Annotated in this window: 15 protein-coding genes; 13 read left to right on the forward strand and 2 right to left on the reverse strand. The window is 36.7% G+C overall.

Annotation, left to right across the window (positions count from 1 at the left end):
* Positions 1-7: 7 nt before the first annotated feature.
* Together DI060_RS01455 and purU are read right to left on the reverse strand one after the other, a co-directional pair.
* Positions 8-1,102, reverse strand: a complete 1,095-nt coding sequence (locus DI060_RS01455; RefSeq protein ID WP_108972957.1) for a lysophospholipid acyltransferase family protein — start codon at positions 1,100-1,102, stop codon at positions 8-10.
* A gap of 47 nt (positions 1,103-1,149) precedes the next feature.
* Positions 1,150-1,992 carry a formyltetrahydrofolate deformylase gene (gene purU / locus DI060_RS01460; RefSeq protein WP_108972959.1) on the reverse strand — a complete coding sequence of 281 codons (843 nt, stop codon included), beginning with the start codon at positions 1,990-1,992 and terminating at the stop codon, positions 1,150-1,152.
* A 185-nt stretch (positions 1,993-2,177) separates the two neighbouring features.
* Here purU and rfbA point away from each other — a divergent pair, with 185 nt between their 5' ends.
* The 13 genes from rfbA to DI060_RS01525 all read left to right on the forward strand — a co-directional run bounded on the left by rfbA (position 2,178) and on the right by DI060_RS01525 (position 14,864).
* The gene (rfbA, locus tag DI060_RS01465; RefSeq protein WP_108972961.1) at positions 2,178-3,077 is read left to right on the forward strand and encodes a glucose-1-phosphate thymidylyltransferase RfbA; all 900 of its coding nucleotides are present in this window, start codon (positions 2,178-2,180) and stop codon (positions 3,075-3,077) included.
* Positions 3,074-3,640, forward strand: a complete 567-nt coding sequence (rfbC, locus tag DI060_RS01470; RefSeq protein ID WP_108972963.1) for a dTDP-4-dehydrorhamnose 3,5-epimerase — start codon at positions 3,074-3,076, stop codon at positions 3,638-3,640. Before rfbA ends, rfbC begins: the two co-directional genes overlap by 4 nt.
* Positions 3,633-4,487: a dTDP-4-dehydrorhamnose reductase gene (gene rfbD, locus DI060_RS01475; RefSeq protein WP_209451969.1), complete on the forward strand. Its 855-nt coding sequence runs from the start codon at positions 3,633-3,635 to the stop codon at positions 4,485-4,487. The genes rfbC and rfbD overlap by 8 nt, the downstream gene beginning before the upstream one ends.
* Positions 4,488-4,511: 24 nt before the next feature.
* A complete protein-coding gene (locus tag DI060_RS01480; protein WP_108972965.1) occupies positions 4,512-5,516 on the forward strand; it encodes a glycosyltransferase family 2 protein in 1,005 nt (334 codons plus the stop codon).
* Positions 5,516-6,532, forward strand: coding sequence for a dTDP-glucose 4,6-dehydratase (gene rfbB, locus DI060_RS01485; RefSeq protein ID WP_108972967.1), 1,017 nt, complete (start codon positions 5,516-5,518; stop codon positions 6,530-6,532). The genes DI060_RS01480 and rfbB overlap by 1 nt, the downstream gene beginning before the upstream one ends.
* 204 nt (positions 6,533-6,736) lie before the next feature.
* Positions 6,737-7,090 carry a MarR family EPS-associated transcriptional regulator gene (locus tag DI060_RS01490; protein ID WP_108973983.1) on the forward strand — a complete coding sequence of 118 codons (354 nt, stop codon included), beginning with the start codon at positions 6,737-6,739 and terminating at the stop codon, positions 7,088-7,090.
* The gene (locus DI060_RS01495) at positions 7,074-7,895 is read left to right on the forward strand and encodes an ABC transporter permease (protein WP_108972969.1); all 822 of its coding nucleotides are present in this window, start codon (positions 7,074-7,076) and stop codon (positions 7,893-7,895) included. Before DI060_RS01490 ends, DI060_RS01495 begins: the two co-directional genes overlap by 17 nt.
* 36 nt (positions 7,896-7,931) lie before the next feature.
* Complete coding sequence (locus DI060_RS01500) at positions 7,932-9,152, forward strand: ABC transporter ATP-binding protein (RefSeq protein ID WP_209451970.1); 1,221 nt, start codon at positions 7,932-7,934, stop codon at positions 9,150-9,152.
* Positions 9,149-10,033: a class I SAM-dependent methyltransferase gene (locus DI060_RS01505; RefSeq protein WP_108972975.1), complete on the forward strand. Its 885-nt coding sequence runs from the start codon at positions 9,149-9,151 to the stop codon at positions 10,031-10,033. The genes DI060_RS01500 and DI060_RS01505 overlap by 4 nt, the downstream gene beginning before the upstream one ends.
* 19 nt (positions 10,034-10,052) lie before the next feature.
* Positions 10,053-11,564 (forward strand): glycosyltransferase family 4 protein, encoded by a 1,512-nt coding sequence (locus tag DI060_RS01510; RefSeq protein ID WP_135354967.1) that lies wholly within the window; start codon positions 10,053-10,055, stop codon positions 11,562-11,564.
* The gene (locus tag DI060_RS01515) at positions 11,564-12,325 is read left to right on the forward strand and encodes a hypothetical protein (RefSeq protein ID WP_108972979.1); all 762 of its coding nucleotides are present in this window, start codon (positions 11,564-11,566) and stop codon (positions 12,323-12,325) included. The genes DI060_RS01510 and DI060_RS01515 overlap by 1 nt, the downstream gene beginning before the upstream one ends.
* 3 nt (positions 12,326-12,328) lie before the next feature.
* Entirely contained in the window at positions 12,329-13,738 is a 1,410-nt protein-coding gene (locus tag DI060_RS01520) for an MBOAT family O-acyltransferase (RefSeq protein ID WP_108972981.1), read from the forward strand.
* A gap of 10 nt (positions 13,739-13,748) precedes the next feature.
* Complete coding sequence (locus DI060_RS01525; protein ID WP_108972983.1) at positions 13,749-14,864, forward strand: alginate O-acetyltransferase AlgX-related protein; 1,116 nt, start codon at positions 13,749-13,751, stop codon at positions 14,862-14,864.
* The last annotated feature ends 34 nt before the right edge of the window (positions 14,865-14,898 follow it).

Consider the following 14,898-nt stretch of genomic DNA (forward strand, 5'->3'; position numbering starts at 1 on the left):
TCCTGTATTACATTGCTGGAAAAAGTGCATCTAATTTGTTTAGATGCATTCTAAGTTGGTTTTTGTGGTAAAGAACAACATTGTGTTTTTTCAGCTGGTGGAGTGATTTGGGAACCGCTGTTAGGTTTCCCAAAATCTTGATCTTTCCTTCTACTTGTTGGATGAGTTTTGCCTTTTCTATTTTTTGTAAGGCAGTCTTTAAGAAGGTAAGATCGCTGAATTTTTTCAATTCGGAACCCATTTTCAATTCTGGATGGTTTTCTAGGATTCGATCGCGTAAAGTAGCAATTTGTTTCCTCAGATTTTCTAAAGGGATCACAGTCCCTTCTTCAAATTTCAACAAGGTATAAGATAAAATATTTCCCAAGGTCAAAACAAATGCCTTTCCCAATTTGTCTTCTACAAGTTTGGCAACGGCATCGGGGCTTTCCTCTTCACGGATTTGGAAGGGAAGTCCATAAGTAATGTGTAATTTGGATTTTTTAAAACTCAAAGTATCATAGGTAAGATTAAAATAATTGAAATGAATCGTGGGAACTTTTGATTTTAAATAAAAAACACCGCGTTTGATTTGGTTTAAAAATCCATCTTGGCTGTATGTTCCTTCTGGAAACATGAATAGATTTCTCCCCAGGTCAATATTGGTGACCAAAGTGTTCCATTCGGAGTCAACTGTTTCCCTTAACTCGCCTTTTTTAATGAGTTCACGGCTATTGTCACGGAACGGACGTTTGATGGGCATACAGCCGATATAAGCCAATAGAAAAGGGATCATACCTGATTTATCGATCCCTTTCAGCAATAGTTTTGTCAGTCCTTTTGTCCGAAATTCTTTTGTCAAAAAATCCTTTCTCATGATATCTTCACGAGCAGGAATCGTCATTTTGATTTTTGGGTTTAACTTTCTGTACACAATGGCAAGGGAAGGGATATCGATTTCGGAAACATGATTTCCTATGATGGCAGTTGGATAAGGAGAGATGAGGCTTTCGCTCTCATGCAAATAATGTTCTTCCACATCAGAAAAAAACAAAGCGCCTGATGCTTGGACAAAACGAATCAATACATTGTAAGGTACGGTTGCATGTTTAATTGGATTCATAAATCAATATGGGAAAAAAAATGCCAAATCATTCATGGGTCAAGACTTTAACCAAATATTATTGTTTTATTCTTCCAGACGATGACCCTATGTTCAAAAACGATACGCAATGCTCGGGCTAACACGACTTTCTCAATATCCTTTCCGTTTAACATAAGTTTTTCTTTGGTGAAGGTGTGATCGACGGCAATCACATCTTGCGCAAGGATGGGGCCCTCATCTAAAGACTCGGTGACAAAATGTGCCGTGGCACCTATGAGTTTTACACCTCTTTCATAAGCCTGTGCGTACGGATTGGCGCCAATGAAGGCAGGTAGGAAGGAGTGGTGGATATTGATGATCCGTAAAGGAAATGTCTCCACAAATTTTGGGCTTAAGATCCGCATGTATTTGGCTAAGACCAAATAGTCAAATGGCAGATGGGACAGAGTTTTCAGAACCTGGCTCTCTTGTTCCTCTCTCTGGTTTTCCTGGGTCGGGATATGGAAGAAGGGAATGTGGAAGTCCTGAACGAGAGAGCCCAAATCCGGGTGGTTGGCGACCACTGCTTCGATCGATACGTCCAATTCCCCAAATCGCTGGCGGAGCAATATGTCCCCTAGGCAATGGCCTTCCTTTGTGGCAAAAATAACGATCTTTGGTCTTTCTAATGTGCGTAATTCCATATGAGAGCCTGGCAGAAGTTTCCCCAAGGTGGCTAGAAGGGATTGTTTTTGGTTTGGGCCTGAAAATTCCGTCCTCATGAAGAACATCCCCTCGATAGGGTCTACAAACTCATGGTTCGCTAGAATGTTTGCTTTTTCGGCGAGAAGGGCTCCGGTCACCGTATGGATTAGCCCAGGTTTGTCATGTGTTCGGATGAGAAGGACTTGGTTTGGGGATGGCAGCATGGTTCTCTACCGATTTCCTTAAAAAGAGGGGAAAGTACAAGCATTTTATGAGACATAAATCAATTTTTTACGTTCATGAGATGAACGGTTTGCTTGACGGAGGAGGAATTTGCTGTTTTTTTGACTGCATGGGACTCAGGGGGCGAAGCTATGCCTTGGGCCCTTAAAAGTTTTAGGAAATTAGCATGAAAGGCATCATTCTTGCGGGTGGATCCGGCACCCGACTGTACCCCATTACTCGCGGCGTTGTCAAACAACTCCTGCCAGTGTACGACAAACCAATGATTTACTACCCTCTTTCGGTACTTATGCTTGCCGGGATTCGTGAAATACTCATCATCTCAACGCCTATGGACACAGATCGCTTCCGAGAGATTTTTGGAGACGGGAGTGATTTAGGATTGCGTATCGAATACAAAATACAACCCTCTCCAGACGGATTAGCGCAAGCATTTCTGTTAGGTGAAGAGTTCCTGGCTGGAGATGATGCTTGTTTGGTCTTAGGCGATAATATATTCTATGGGCATGGATTCATTGATTTACTTAGAAACTCGGTAGCCAAGGTTAAAAACGAAAAAAGGTCTGTTGTATTTGGATACTATGTAAACGATCCCGAACGTTATGGAGTTGTTGAATTCGATGCGGAAGGGAAGGCACTCTCTATAGAAGAGAAACCAAAAGTCCCCAAAAGCAACTATGCAGTAGTGGGATTGTATTTTTACACAAATGACATTGTCAAAGTAGCGAAATCAATTCAGCCTTCTCATCGAGGAGAGTTGGAGATAACGTCTGTAAACCAAATTTATTTGGAGCGTGGATTGCTCGATGTAAATGTGATGGGAAGAGGCTATGCATGGTTAGATACAGGTACACATGAAAGTTTGTTAGAGGCATCTAACTTCATTGAGGTGATCGAAAGAAGGCAGGGATTAAAGATTGCGTGTCTGGAAGAGATTGCCTTTGAGATGGGGTATATAAACAAAGATAAGCTACTTAGTTTGGCAGAGCCACTCAAGAAGAATCAGTATGGTAGATATTTAATCGAGCGTGCAAATAGAAAGGTAATAAGTGGTCTCTCGACATGAAGATTACAGAAACCAGCTTAAACGAAGTTTTAGTCATTGAACCTAAAATTTGGGGAGATGAAAGAGGATACTTTTTCGAGAGTTTTCGCGAAGATCTTTTGGAAAGCGCCAGTAGAAGATTCCATTGGGTCCAAGACAACGAATCAAAGTCAAACAAAGGTGTTTTACGCGGATTGCATTATCAACTCCCTCCATTTGCTCAAACAAAATTGGTGCGAGTGATCAAGGGTAGGGTTTTGGATGTAGCCGTGGATATTCGAAAAGATTCAAAGCAATTTGGAAAACATGTCTCAATTGAACTTTCTGAAGAAAATAAGAAACAATTGCTGATTCCAAGGGGTTTTGCACACGGCTTTTTAGTGTTAAGCGAAGAAGCTATATTCTCTTATAAAGTCGACAATTATTATTCAAAGGAATCGGAGAGGTCCATTATTTGGAACGATCCTTCCATTGGAATCGATTGGCAGATACCTGATACCGACTTGATTCTTTCTGATAAAGATAAAATTGGAAAAACTATTCAAGAGGCGGACGTATTTTTGACGAGTCACCTTTATGATTAAAGTATTAGTTACTGGAGCTAGCGGTCAACTGGGCTCTGAAATTAGAGAAGTTTCATCCAGATTTCGAGACCAAATTGAGATTGTTTATTTGAAACGCGAGGATTTGTCTCTCGATGATGAATCATCTGTCTCTGCATTCTTAAAGGAAAACCAAATCCAAACTATCATTAATGCGGCCGCATACACTGCTGTCGATTTAGCAGAAAAGGAAATAGAGAGTGCAGAACTAGGGAATGCATTGATACCAGAAGTTTTGGCAAAGGTATGTGCTAAACTTAACTTAAGACTCATTCATATCTCGACTGATTTTGTATTCAACGGTGAGTCAAACAGACCGTTAAAAGAAACAGAGAAAATTTCGCCAGTTTCCATCTATGGCAAAAGCAAAGCCAAGGGTGAGGAGTTAGTTTTAGCACATCTATCAAATGCAGTTGTCATAAGAACGTCTTGGCTCTATTCCAAATTTGGCAATAATTTTATGAAAACCATGATGCGGCTTTCTAAGGAAAGAAAAGAATTAAGAGTTATTTATGACCAAATTGGTACACCCACTTGGGCTCGTGATTTAGCGGTTGTTTGTTTATGTGTAGTAGTTAATCCTGCAGTATCAGGGATTTATCATTATTCTAATGAAGGAGTAGCAAGTTGGTATGATTTTGCATTCGATATTGTGCAAGCTGTTAACCCTTCTGTGAAAGTTTTCCCTATTGAAACAAAAGACTATCCAACTCCCGCTAGAAGACCAGCTTATTCAGTTTTAGATAAGTCAAAAATTAAAGAGCACTTAAAGATAGAAATTCCTCATTGGCGTAAGAGTTTAGAACTCTGTTTGAAAGAAATAAATTGATTTGAGGGAAAGGATAAAGTTTTTGTGAGTTCTTATTATTCGCTTAAAAAAAGAAAAAATCCTAACTTACTAAGCCTAGTAATTCCTTGTTACAATGAAGAGAAAGCTCTACCTTTTTTAAGGAGTTCTTTAGAGAAAGTAATTCCTACCTTTCCGTGTAAGTCAGAAATAATTTTAATCAATGACGGAAGTACGGATCGTACGATTGAAGAGCTCGTAAAATGGGCATCTAGTGATAAGAAGGTCAAAATAATAAATTTTGCCAGAAATTTTGGACATCAAATTGCTGTTACAGCGGGAATGGATTTTGCTACAGGAGATGCTGTTGTGATCATGGATGCTGACCTCCAGGATCCTCCTGAAGTCATTTGGGAGATGTTGGCAAAATACCGTGAAGGTTTTGATGTAGTTTATGGAAAAAGAGAAGAGAGAGTCGGCGAGTCGTGGTTTAAGTTAGCGAGTGCCTGGTTGTTCTATCGCTTGATGAAGATCCTTGTCCATAAAGATCTTCCACTAGATTCAGGAGACTTCCGTTTGATTTCGAGACCCTGCCTTGATGCAATCAAACTTATGCGCGAAAAACATCGGTTTTTAAGAGGTATGGGCGCATGGGTGGGATTTCCCCAAACACCTGTTATCTACAAACGAGCTGCCAGATCAGCTGGTGAAACCAAATATCCTCTTAGAAAAATGTTGACCCTGGCAATGAATGCTGCTATATCCTTTTCTCCGCTTCCTTTGAGACTTAGTCTATCGCTTGGTATTATAATTGCAATCACCGGCTTTATAATTGGATTAACTGCTGTGATAAAGGCTTGGATGCACTACTCTGGATTATATCCTAATTTAGTCTACAATCCTGGGTGGGCAACAATTGTAGCCCTCTTATGTATTATTGGAGGTTCGATTCTTATCTCCATTGGTATATTAGGTGAATACATCGCAAGGATTTTCGAAGAAGTAAAAAGTCGGCCACTGTATATAATCGAATCTACTTATAATTTTAATCAAAGAAAGGAAAAGAAGTAATGCCTCAAGTCATATTAGTAACGGGTGGAGCAGGATTCATCGGATCAAATTTTATTCCCTATTTTCTAGAAACTAATCCAGAAACACACCTAATAAATCTGGATCTACTAACCTACGCAGGTAAGATAGAAAATTTAGCTGAAATAAAGAATCATCCCAGATATACTTTTGTGCAAGGCGATATAAAAGATAAATCTCTAGTCGCAAAACTGTTTTCCGAATATGATATCAAAGGTGTGATCCATTTCGCAGCAGAGAGTCATGTCGACAATTCTATTGCAGACCCAGAAATATTTTTACAAACAAACGTTATAGGTACATTTGTTTTGATACACCAGGCCTATATTCATTGGATGGAAAAACCTTTTCATATAAAGAAAGGTTATGAGTCAAGCCGGTTCCACCATGTCTCTACAGATGAGGTTTATGGTAGTTTGGGAGAAACTGGTTTGTTCGAGGAAACTACGCCTTACGCACCAAATTCCCCCTATAGTGCCAGTAAGGCAGGAAGTGATTTTGTTGTGAGAAGTTACCACCACACTTATGGTATGAATACAATAATTACGAATTGTTCCAACAACTATGGACCAAAACAACATGCTGAAAAGTTGATTCCTACCATAATGCGAAAATCCTTAGCTGAAGAACCAATCCCAATCTATGGTCAAGGTACAAACGTTAGAGACTGGCTTTATGTTTTAGATCACGCAAAAGGGATCGATCTTGCTTTCCGAAAAGGACGATCCGGCGAGACATATAACATAGGTGGTCGTAACGAGCGAAACAATAATTATATTGTGAATAAAATATGTGAGATTCTTGATAAAAAGAAACCTCGATCAAATGGAAAGTCATACAAAGATTTGATAACTTATGTAGCTGATCGACCTGGGCATGATAAACGATACGCGATTGATGCAAATAAAATCGAAACAGAGTTAAGCTGGAAAGCAGAAGAGAATTTTGAAACGGGAATTGAAAAGACCATCGATTGGTATTTAGAAAGACTTAAATAAATAGGTATAGTTTTATATAAAAGGTTTCCCAAACGCCTTGCCGGATTGATTTAAGATTTCATAGAGGATGAATATTCTTTCTTGTTCAATGACTTATTTTGCAATTATTAATATTAAATTTCGAATAACTATAATTTTCCCCAAAAAAAATCTAAGATTCGCGAGTATCGTTTTACCGTGACATTGCGATTTTTAACTGTACCCGTGATTGAAGATAAAAAATACAGAATACTAAAACTATTAGAGGAAAATCCTTATCTTTCGCAAAGGGAGGTTTCCGATTTGATGGGCTTGAGTTTAGGGAAAACCAATTATGTAATCAATGCCCTCATCGAAAAAGGTTTACTCAAGATAAAGAATTTTAGGAATAACAAGAATAAAATTGCCTATGCTTATCTATTAACGCCTCAAGGGCTTGAAGAAAAAGCGAGATTGACCCTTGAATTCTTTGAAGTGAAGAAAAGGGAGTATGAAGAGTTGAAAAATGAAGTAGAAAATATTAGAAAAAATAAACAAAACTTTGAAACAGGAATAGGACCTCATGAAACTGATTTCTGATATTCATGATTTCTTTCTGTTTCTTGCAGATCTTGTTAAGAATAGAAATCTTATTTTTGAATTGGCAAGACAAGACTTTAAGCAAAGATTTGCGAGCAACATACTTGGCGTAATCTGGGCGTTCGTCAATCCGTTGATTCAAGTATCGATCCTCTGGTTTGTGTTTAGCCTTGGCTTTAGGGCGCAACCAGTGGAGGATATACCTTATATATACTGGCTATTGGCTGGTTTTTTTCCTTGGTTGCATTTAAGCGAACTGATATTGTATGGAACAAACTCCATCGTGGAAAAGCCGTATCTAGTTAAGAAGATCGTATTTCGAGTCAGCACCCTTCCCATTATTAAGATAATCTCCATTTCTTTCATTCATTTATTTTTTATTACATTTCTTAGTTTGCTCTTTGTCTGGATTAATGCGGGCGATAATCACATTTATAAAATACAAATAATATATTTCATTTTTTGCACGATGGTTTTTAGTTTAGCTATTATCTGGATAACCTCGGCCGTAGTTGTGTTTGTGAGAGATATGAGTCAAATTGTTGCAATTTCTATACAATTTGGCTTTTGGATTACGCCAATATTTTGGAGCCAAAAAATTTTACCTGAGAAATACCAATTCATCATTAGTTTAAATCCGGCAGCCTATATAGTCCAAGGCTATCGCGATTCTCTAATAGGCAGTGTATGGTTTTTTGAAAGGCAATTTGAAACCGTTTTTTTCTGGGGAATTACTTCCGTTTTACTCATCTTCGGTATGATTTTATTCAGAAGGATGAGAACTCACTTTGCGGATGTTATGTAAATGCAAGAAGTTATAAAAATCGAAAATATATCAAAGATGTTCAAGTTGTATCTTTCCAACTTGGATAGACTCAAAGAATCCTTAAATATATTTGGTAAAAAATATCACAAAGAATTCTTTGCTTTAAATGATATAAACCTTTCCATCAAAAAGGGAGAAGCCGTTGCCATTATAGGTCAAAATGGTAGTGGTAAATCTACTCTCCTGAAGATTATCACTGGCATACTCTCGCCGAGTGCTGGCAATGTATCCGTAAAAGGACGTATATCCTCTCTTCTTGAACTCGGAACTGGATTTAATCCGGATTTAACAGGCCGAGAAAACATTTATTTTTATGGTACGATAAACGGTATACCGAAAGATAAAATGTCCGAAAAAATAAATGATATTATTGAGTTTGCGGATATCGGAAAGTTCTTAGACCAGCCCGTTCGTTCCTATTCAAGTGGAATGTTTGTTAGATTGGCTTTTGCCTGTGCGATTCAAATAGATCCAGAGATTTTAATTGTAGATGAGGCTCTGGCAGTAGGTGATATGCGATTCGTTCAAAAATGTTTTCGAAAAATGCTTAGTTTCAAGGAGCGTGAGAAAACATTGATCTTAGTTACACATGATATGCCTTCAGTGATCGCCTTTTCATCGCGCGTTATATGGATCGAAGATGGAAAGATAATTAAAGATGGAGAGCCGAACTTAGTTGTAAGAGATTATGTGTCCAAAATGAGTTACTCACAAAAGTCAAATGTTGAGAATTCATTGATAAATGTGCATGGAGATCTTAAAATTGAGGAGTGTGAGTCATTTGGAGAAAAAGGAGCTGTCTTCACTTATGTTCATTTGGAGTTTGGTGATAGACCATACGATAGTCTAACAGAAGGTAATGAAATACTAAGATTTAGATTAAAATTGAAATCGCATAGTGAGCTTCCGAATCCTGGGATAGGTATACTTCTAAAAGATGAAAAAGGATATCCAGTCTTTGGAGTTAACAATTATGTTTACAATAGAAAAATCAGTCCGCTTAAAAATGGTGATGAAATAGAAGTAGTTTATGAAGTATTGCTTCCTCGACTGAGAGTGGGTAAATATAGTTTTACGATAGCTCTATCAGATGGCGACCAGGAAAACCACGTTCAACATCACTTCATACATGATCTAATCACAATCAATTATATTTCCAAAGAGGATAGATACAAATTGGGAAGTTTACTTATACTCTCAGATGATGATTTTAGGATTAAGGTAGAGAAAAAATGAAATATGATCTTACAGCTATAAATATTATCCCAAAAAGATTAGTTAGTCCTGAATCATGGGTTAAACATCTACCCTTTGCTTATTATCTGATGCAACACGTCAGACCAGGTGTCCTTGTGGAGCTTGGAGTTCATACAGGAAATTCATTTTGTGCCTTCGCCGAAGCAGCAAGGATCTTTAACATAGATACAAAGTTTTACGGTGTCGATACTTTTGAAGGTGAAAAGCATGCAGGATTTTATGATACTTCCGTTTACGATGAGCTCAGCCATTATACAAAGCTAAACTTCAATGAATCAGTGTCCCTATTGAAAATGAGATTTGAAGAGGCTGTCCATTATTTTACAGACAAATCTATCGATGTGCTTCATATCGATGGTCTGCATACTTATGAGGCGGTAAAATCTGATTTTGATACTTGGTTACCAAAAATGAAACCCAATGGGATCATTTTATTTCATGATACACTTGTGAGAAGAGATGAATTTGGAGTCTGGAAACTTTGGTCCGAAATCAAAGATAATTATTACCATTCCTATGAATTTTCTTTCGGACACGGCTTAGGTGTTCTATTTTTGGGAGAAATACCCTTCGCGGATCATCTAAAAGAATTGGATAGAGATTTGAATATTCAAAATCTTTTTTTGCCAGCTGGTGAACGGAATGAATGGCATTTTCAATTTAAAAGGTGTGACATATTATACAAGGATCTCAAAAGAGAACACGAACAATTAAGGGATGTTGAACATGTCGAGGTAAGGGCCCAAAGAGATGAGGCGCAGGCAGTGATTAAGGAATTAAGAAGTCGCATATCATTTAAGATATACTATATTCCATTTATTATTTCCGCAAAGGTAAAGAAATTTTTCGGACTCAAGTAACTCCTAGTTGGCTTTTAAGATGTTAAAGATAGTTAAGAAATTATTTGCCTTCATATTTAAGTTGGGTTTTTTGAAATCGCTTTGGTTTCGTTTGAGCGATTTAATGGCATCTAATGTAAGTTATCATAGTAGACAACATCTTGATTTGAATGCAGTCGTTTTTCAGAGTTATGATGTCTTTGAGCAGTTCATTAAAAAGGTATTCTTCCCAGAGCATAAGAATATTTTATTTAATTTAAAACCCTTTTTTTTAAATCTAATCGGTATCTATTCTAGGGAAGCGAAGAGTCCACTTCAATTGCATAAAGATTTAGTAAGTCTATTGCTTGGAAACGAATCCAAAATTGGGAAGAAATTTTCAATTCCTGATGTGGTGACATCTGATCCAGTGAAGAGAAAGAAGATTCTCTTTGTCTCCAATATGTTTCCTTCTGTGTTACATGGTGGAGGCCTAAGAATCTTCGATATCATTTTCCACCTATCAAAGGATCACGACATCTATTTGCTCTCTAGCTTTTTCCCGGAAAACGATAAAGAATCATTTTCATATATCAAAGATAAGCTCAAAGGCCACTTTTTCTTTCATATTGGAGACATTAAAGTTGAGTATTTTCGAAAATGGGTAAAACAGAATCCCAATGAGATCAAAGATTTTGACGCAATTTTTTTAGAGTATCATAAATCTTTAGATCTACTAGAGACCTTAAGACCTTACGGAAAACGGATCATATTTACTTATATGGAGTGTTTATCGTTATCGTACTATTTAAGGTTCGTGCAAACAGAAAATTGGTCAAAACGTTACTTTGCAGATGATTTAGAATTGTTTATTCGGTATGCCCTGCTTGAGAAGTATGCACTTGAGGTCTGTGACGAAGCCATTGCAGTAACGGACCATGATGCCGATTTTATTGCAAAATTTTCTCCCTTACGTCCCAAGGTAATAAATCATTGCGTTTCCGATTTTTCGATTTGGAATCGATTGGAGACTGCGAAGTTTACACCAATAAATAATTCTGTCTTATTTTTAGGAAATTTCTTTCATCCTCCAAATGTAGACGGAATTTTTTGGTATATACAGAATGTCCATCCAATTGTAAAAAGATATATACCCGATTATAAGCTGTTAGTCGTCGGTGCTGGTAAAATTGAAAACTTAGCTGAAAAATGTAAAGATGATGCGTCTATTAAATTTACAGGTTATGTTGAGGATATCGTTCCAGAGATACTTTCATCCACAATTTGTATCTCACCTCTTATTTCCGGTGCAGGCTTGCGTGGAAAGGTAAACCAATATTCAGCATGCAAAAAAGCTTCGGTCAATACTTCTATAGGATTGAAAGGTCTGCCATATACTCATAATAAGGATACGCTCATGGCCGATACCCCAGATGATTTTGCAAAGGGAGTTGTGAAACTGCTGAGCGATGCTGATTTCAGAATATTTATCCAGACCCATGCATACAAAATCGCGAAAGAACACTTTTCATGGGAGAGTAAAATCCGAGAAATAGAGAGCTTAATTTCGTAATGAGTATTTACGGAATTTATTTGCAATATGCAAATAAAAACAAAGAGTCGGGTGAGGATATTTTTCGAAATCTCTTATACAAGATTACTGGCTCAGTCGTTCCAGTTATAGTCGTCGATAACCAGCTAACGAAATCAAGTAAAGATTTTCGAATAATTAAAGGAAATAATAAATTTCGAGAGTTTTCTGGTTACCAAGTCGGATTAGAATACTTAAGATCAGAAAACCGTCTCAATGATGAGACGGTTTTATTTTTTGCGAATGATACTTTTAATGTTAATTATTCAGGCTCAGAGTATTTGAATTTGTTTCTGCATAAAAGTAGCATAAGAAGCTGTCTACGAGGTGATTTTGTCGGTTACGTTGACAGACTGGATCAAGATGTTGCCATCGGAGAATGGAAAGGAAAGTATTGGGTTCGAACGAGTCTTTTTTCCATTGGCTATCAAAATCTTAAGAAAATTTTACCATTTGGTAAAGGGTTCATGATAGAAAACGTATTTTCTCTGAAAAACCTAGAGTTTTTTTCAGAGAACAAAACCATATCAGAGAATTATAAAAAGTTTTTGTTGAGATGGTTGTTTGGTGAGGAAACTGATTTTCCATTTCAGGACAAATGGCACTCTGCAAAAAGATTAAATAAAGAGAACAAGGCCGCTTTTATAGAAAAGGCTAAATGTATTTTTTCTGAATTTATTTTAACTCAAAATGCAAAGGCTATGGGTGTTCCAATATGGGACATCAGAAGTATTTCGAAATAGTATATGTTATTTAGCTCAATTTACTTTTTGTTCAGGTATTTGCCGATCGTCGTATTCTTTTATTTTACAACGAAGAAATCGTTTCAGAATATTTTTCTTTTGTTGGCAAGTCTCTTTTTTTATGCTTGGGGTGGGCCAAAATTTGCACTCTTGATGGTTGCATCCATTGTAGGAAATTACTTTTTTGGTTTGTTGCTTGGTCGAAAAAAAAGCAGAGCAATTCTTATTCTGGCGGTCGCTACAAATTTGTTATTACTTTTCTTCTTTAAATACCTAAGCTTTTTTACATCCCAATTAAATTCGCTGATACCTCTCCCAGATAGATTTTATGCATTTAGCCAAGCAATTATTTTACCCATAGGAATTTCATTTTTTACATTCCAAGCAATGTCGTATTGCATCGACATTTACCAAGACAAAGTAGTACCGCAGAAAAATTTCATCAACTTGGCTCTTTATATTTCGTTTTTTCCTCAGTTGATCGCAGGTCCAATCGTCCGATACATAGATATTAACAAAGAGATAGAGGAAAGAGAGGAGACGTTCAAAGATTTTCAAGAAGGCTTAGAACGATTTATCATCGGTCTCTCGAAAAAAGTTTTGATTGCGAATGTATTTGCAAAGGTAGCAGATAGAGCCTTCGGAATACCTCTTGGAGAGCAAGAATTTCTCTATTCTTTAATAGGGGCCTTTGCTTATACTTTTCAGATATTTTTTGATTTTTCAGGTTACTCAGATATGGCGATCGGCTTAGGCCGGATGTTCGGTTTTCATTTTCAAGAGAACTTTCGTTATCCTTATTCTGCTTTAAGCATGAAGGAATTTTGGAGAAGATGGCACATTTCGCTGTCTACCTGGTTTAGAGATTACCTCTACATTCCCTTAGGTGGAAATCGCGGAAATATAGTTTCTACAGGTTTTAATCTGCTATTAGTCTTTACACTTTGCGGTTTATGGCACGGTGCAAATTGGACCTTCCTCATATGGGGTCTTTGGCACGGTTTGTTTTTAGTTCTGGAGAGATCTACTTTTGGTGAGCTAATCACGAGAGCACCATTTTTTATCCAAAAAGTTTATACTATGTTTGTTATTGTCGTTGGTTGGATTTTCTTTAGAGCAGAGTCATTAAGGTTGGCCATGGACTTTTTCTCTTCTTTTGGAATTTTCTCCAATAGTAGTTCAAGTTATACTCTCAGATATTTAGTTAGCAATGAAGTTGTGTTTATTTTTTTGATTTCAGTTTGTATATCAAGTGAAAGAATTGTGGAGAAAATACGAACGATTCTGGCAACTAGATTGAGCGAATCTCTGGCATCCTTCTTAAGGTCAGCTTTTTTACTTGTACTATTATATCTTTCCTCAGCAAAACTAGCATTGGGAACTTATAATCCATTTATTTATTTTAGATTTTAAGTCTAACTTTATGATTCAGAAATTCTTTGTTACTCTTGTTTGTGCATTTTTGACGTTGCCGTTGATCAATGAATTTATAAGCATTGAGCCTCAGATTGTGCTTACTGAAAATAGACAAACGGCGGATGTACCCAAATTTAACGGAAGCTATACTCAGTATATTCGAGAAATTGAATCTTATTATAATGATCATTTCGGATTTCGTAATTTTTTGGTTTTCTCAGCAAATCTGATAACCTTAAAAGTTTTTAACGAATCTTCGACTGATAAAGTAATCATTGGTAAATCTGGTTGGATTTTTTTTGCAGGAGAGCAGGAAGAATTTCACAAAAAAGAGAAAATTATAAATATTGAAAACATTTTACAAGGTTTGCTTCACTGGAAAAATAAATTCGAAAATCTTAATATTCCTTTTATTTTCTTCATTGCTCCAGACAAACAAACAGTGTATCCAGAGTATCTGAAGTATCCTCAAGCAGAGTGGAAACAAGTAAAAAGTTTAGAAATCTATAATACCCAAATCCAAAAAGAGCTTGGAAGCACGTTTATAAACACACTTCCCTTGTTGAATGATGCAAAAGGAAAGGGAAAAAAATTATATTTCAAAGCTGATTCCCACTGGAATGATATTGCAGCATTCGAGGTATACGAGAGAGTCATGGATGCCTTATTGTTAGATAAAAACCTAGCAAATATTCAAAAACTCAAGTTGCAGGATTGTAAAGTAGAGAGAAGATTGTACACAGGTGATCTTGTTCGCATTTTTTGGGGAATTGGAAGGCTTTATGATGAATTTGAATTCTTTATTGATGTGCCATCTAAAGATTTCATTAAAGTTACTCCTTTTATTGATCACTACAAAGATGTTCCCATTACAAAAGAATTCTATGTAGCGGAGAATCATTCGAAATTAAATACACGAAACCAAAAAACACTATTGGCGGTTAGAGACTCCCAATTTATCCCCATGATTCCCTTGTTTGCTGAATCGTTTTCAAAGGTTATACTCATCAATGTGTGGGAAGACAATGCATCGATAGAAAGAATAATAGCATTGGAAAAGCCAGATGCAGTACTGTTTGAAAGCGTAGAGAGAGGTCTTATACCTTTCCTAAAAAAGTTATAAGTTTAAATTTTTGATTCAACCATGAGCTTTAGTA

Source organism: Leptospira ryugenii (assembly GCF_003114855.1).
In the GTDB taxonomy this organism is placed as follows: Bacteria; Spirochaetota; Leptospiria; order Leptospirales; family Leptospiraceae; genus Leptospira_A; species Leptospira_A ryugenii.

Excerpts from the sequence above, each read along its gene's own strand:
- DI060_RS01455 (WP_108972957.1), bottom strand. The coding sequence starts at position 1,102 with ATGAATCCAATTAAACATGCAACCGTACCTTACAATGTATTGATTCGT.
- purU (WP_108972959.1), bottom strand. The coding sequence starts at position 1,992 with ATGCTGCCATCCCCAAACCAAGTCCTTCTCATCCGAACACATGACAAA.
- rfbA (WP_108972961.1), top strand. The coding sequence starts at position 2,178 with ATGAAAGGCATCATTCTTGCGGGTGGATCCGGCACCCGACTGTACCCC.
- rfbC (WP_108972963.1), top strand. The coding sequence starts at position 3,074 with ATGAAGATTACAGAAACCAGCTTAAACGAAGTTTTAGTCATTGAACCT.
- rfbD (WP_209451969.1), top strand. The coding sequence starts at position 3,633 with ATGATTAAAGTATTAGTTACTGGAGCTAGCGGTCAACTGGGCTCTGAA.
- rfbB (WP_108972967.1), top strand. The coding sequence starts at position 5,516 with ATGCCTCAAGTCATATTAGTAACGGGTGGAGCAGGATTCATCGGATCA.
- DI060_RS01495 (WP_108972969.1), top strand. The coding sequence starts at position 7,074 with ATGAAACTGATTTCTGATATTCATGATTTCTTTCTGTTTCTTGCAGAT.
- DI060_RS01500 (WP_209451970.1), top strand. The coding sequence starts at position 7,932 with ATGTTCAAGTTGTATCTTTCCAACTTGGATAGACTCAAAGAATCCTTA.
- DI060_RS01505 (WP_108972975.1), top strand. The coding sequence starts at position 9,149 with ATGAAATATGATCTTACAGCTATAAATATTATCCCAAAAAGATTAGTT.
- DI060_RS01510 (WP_135354967.1), top strand. The coding sequence starts at position 10,053 with ATGTTAAAGATAGTTAAGAAATTATTTGCCTTCATATTTAAGTTGGGT.
- DI060_RS01515 (WP_108972979.1), top strand. The coding sequence starts at position 11,564 with ATGAGTATTTACGGAATTTATTTGCAATATGCAAATAAAAACAAAGAG.
- DI060_RS01520 (WP_108972981.1), top strand. The coding sequence starts at position 12,329 with ATGTTATTTAGCTCAATTTACTTTTTGTTCAGGTATTTGCCGATCGTC.
- DI060_RS01525 (WP_108972983.1), top strand. The coding sequence starts at position 13,749 with ATGATTCAGAAATTCTTTGTTACTCTTGTTTGTGCATTTTTGACGTTG.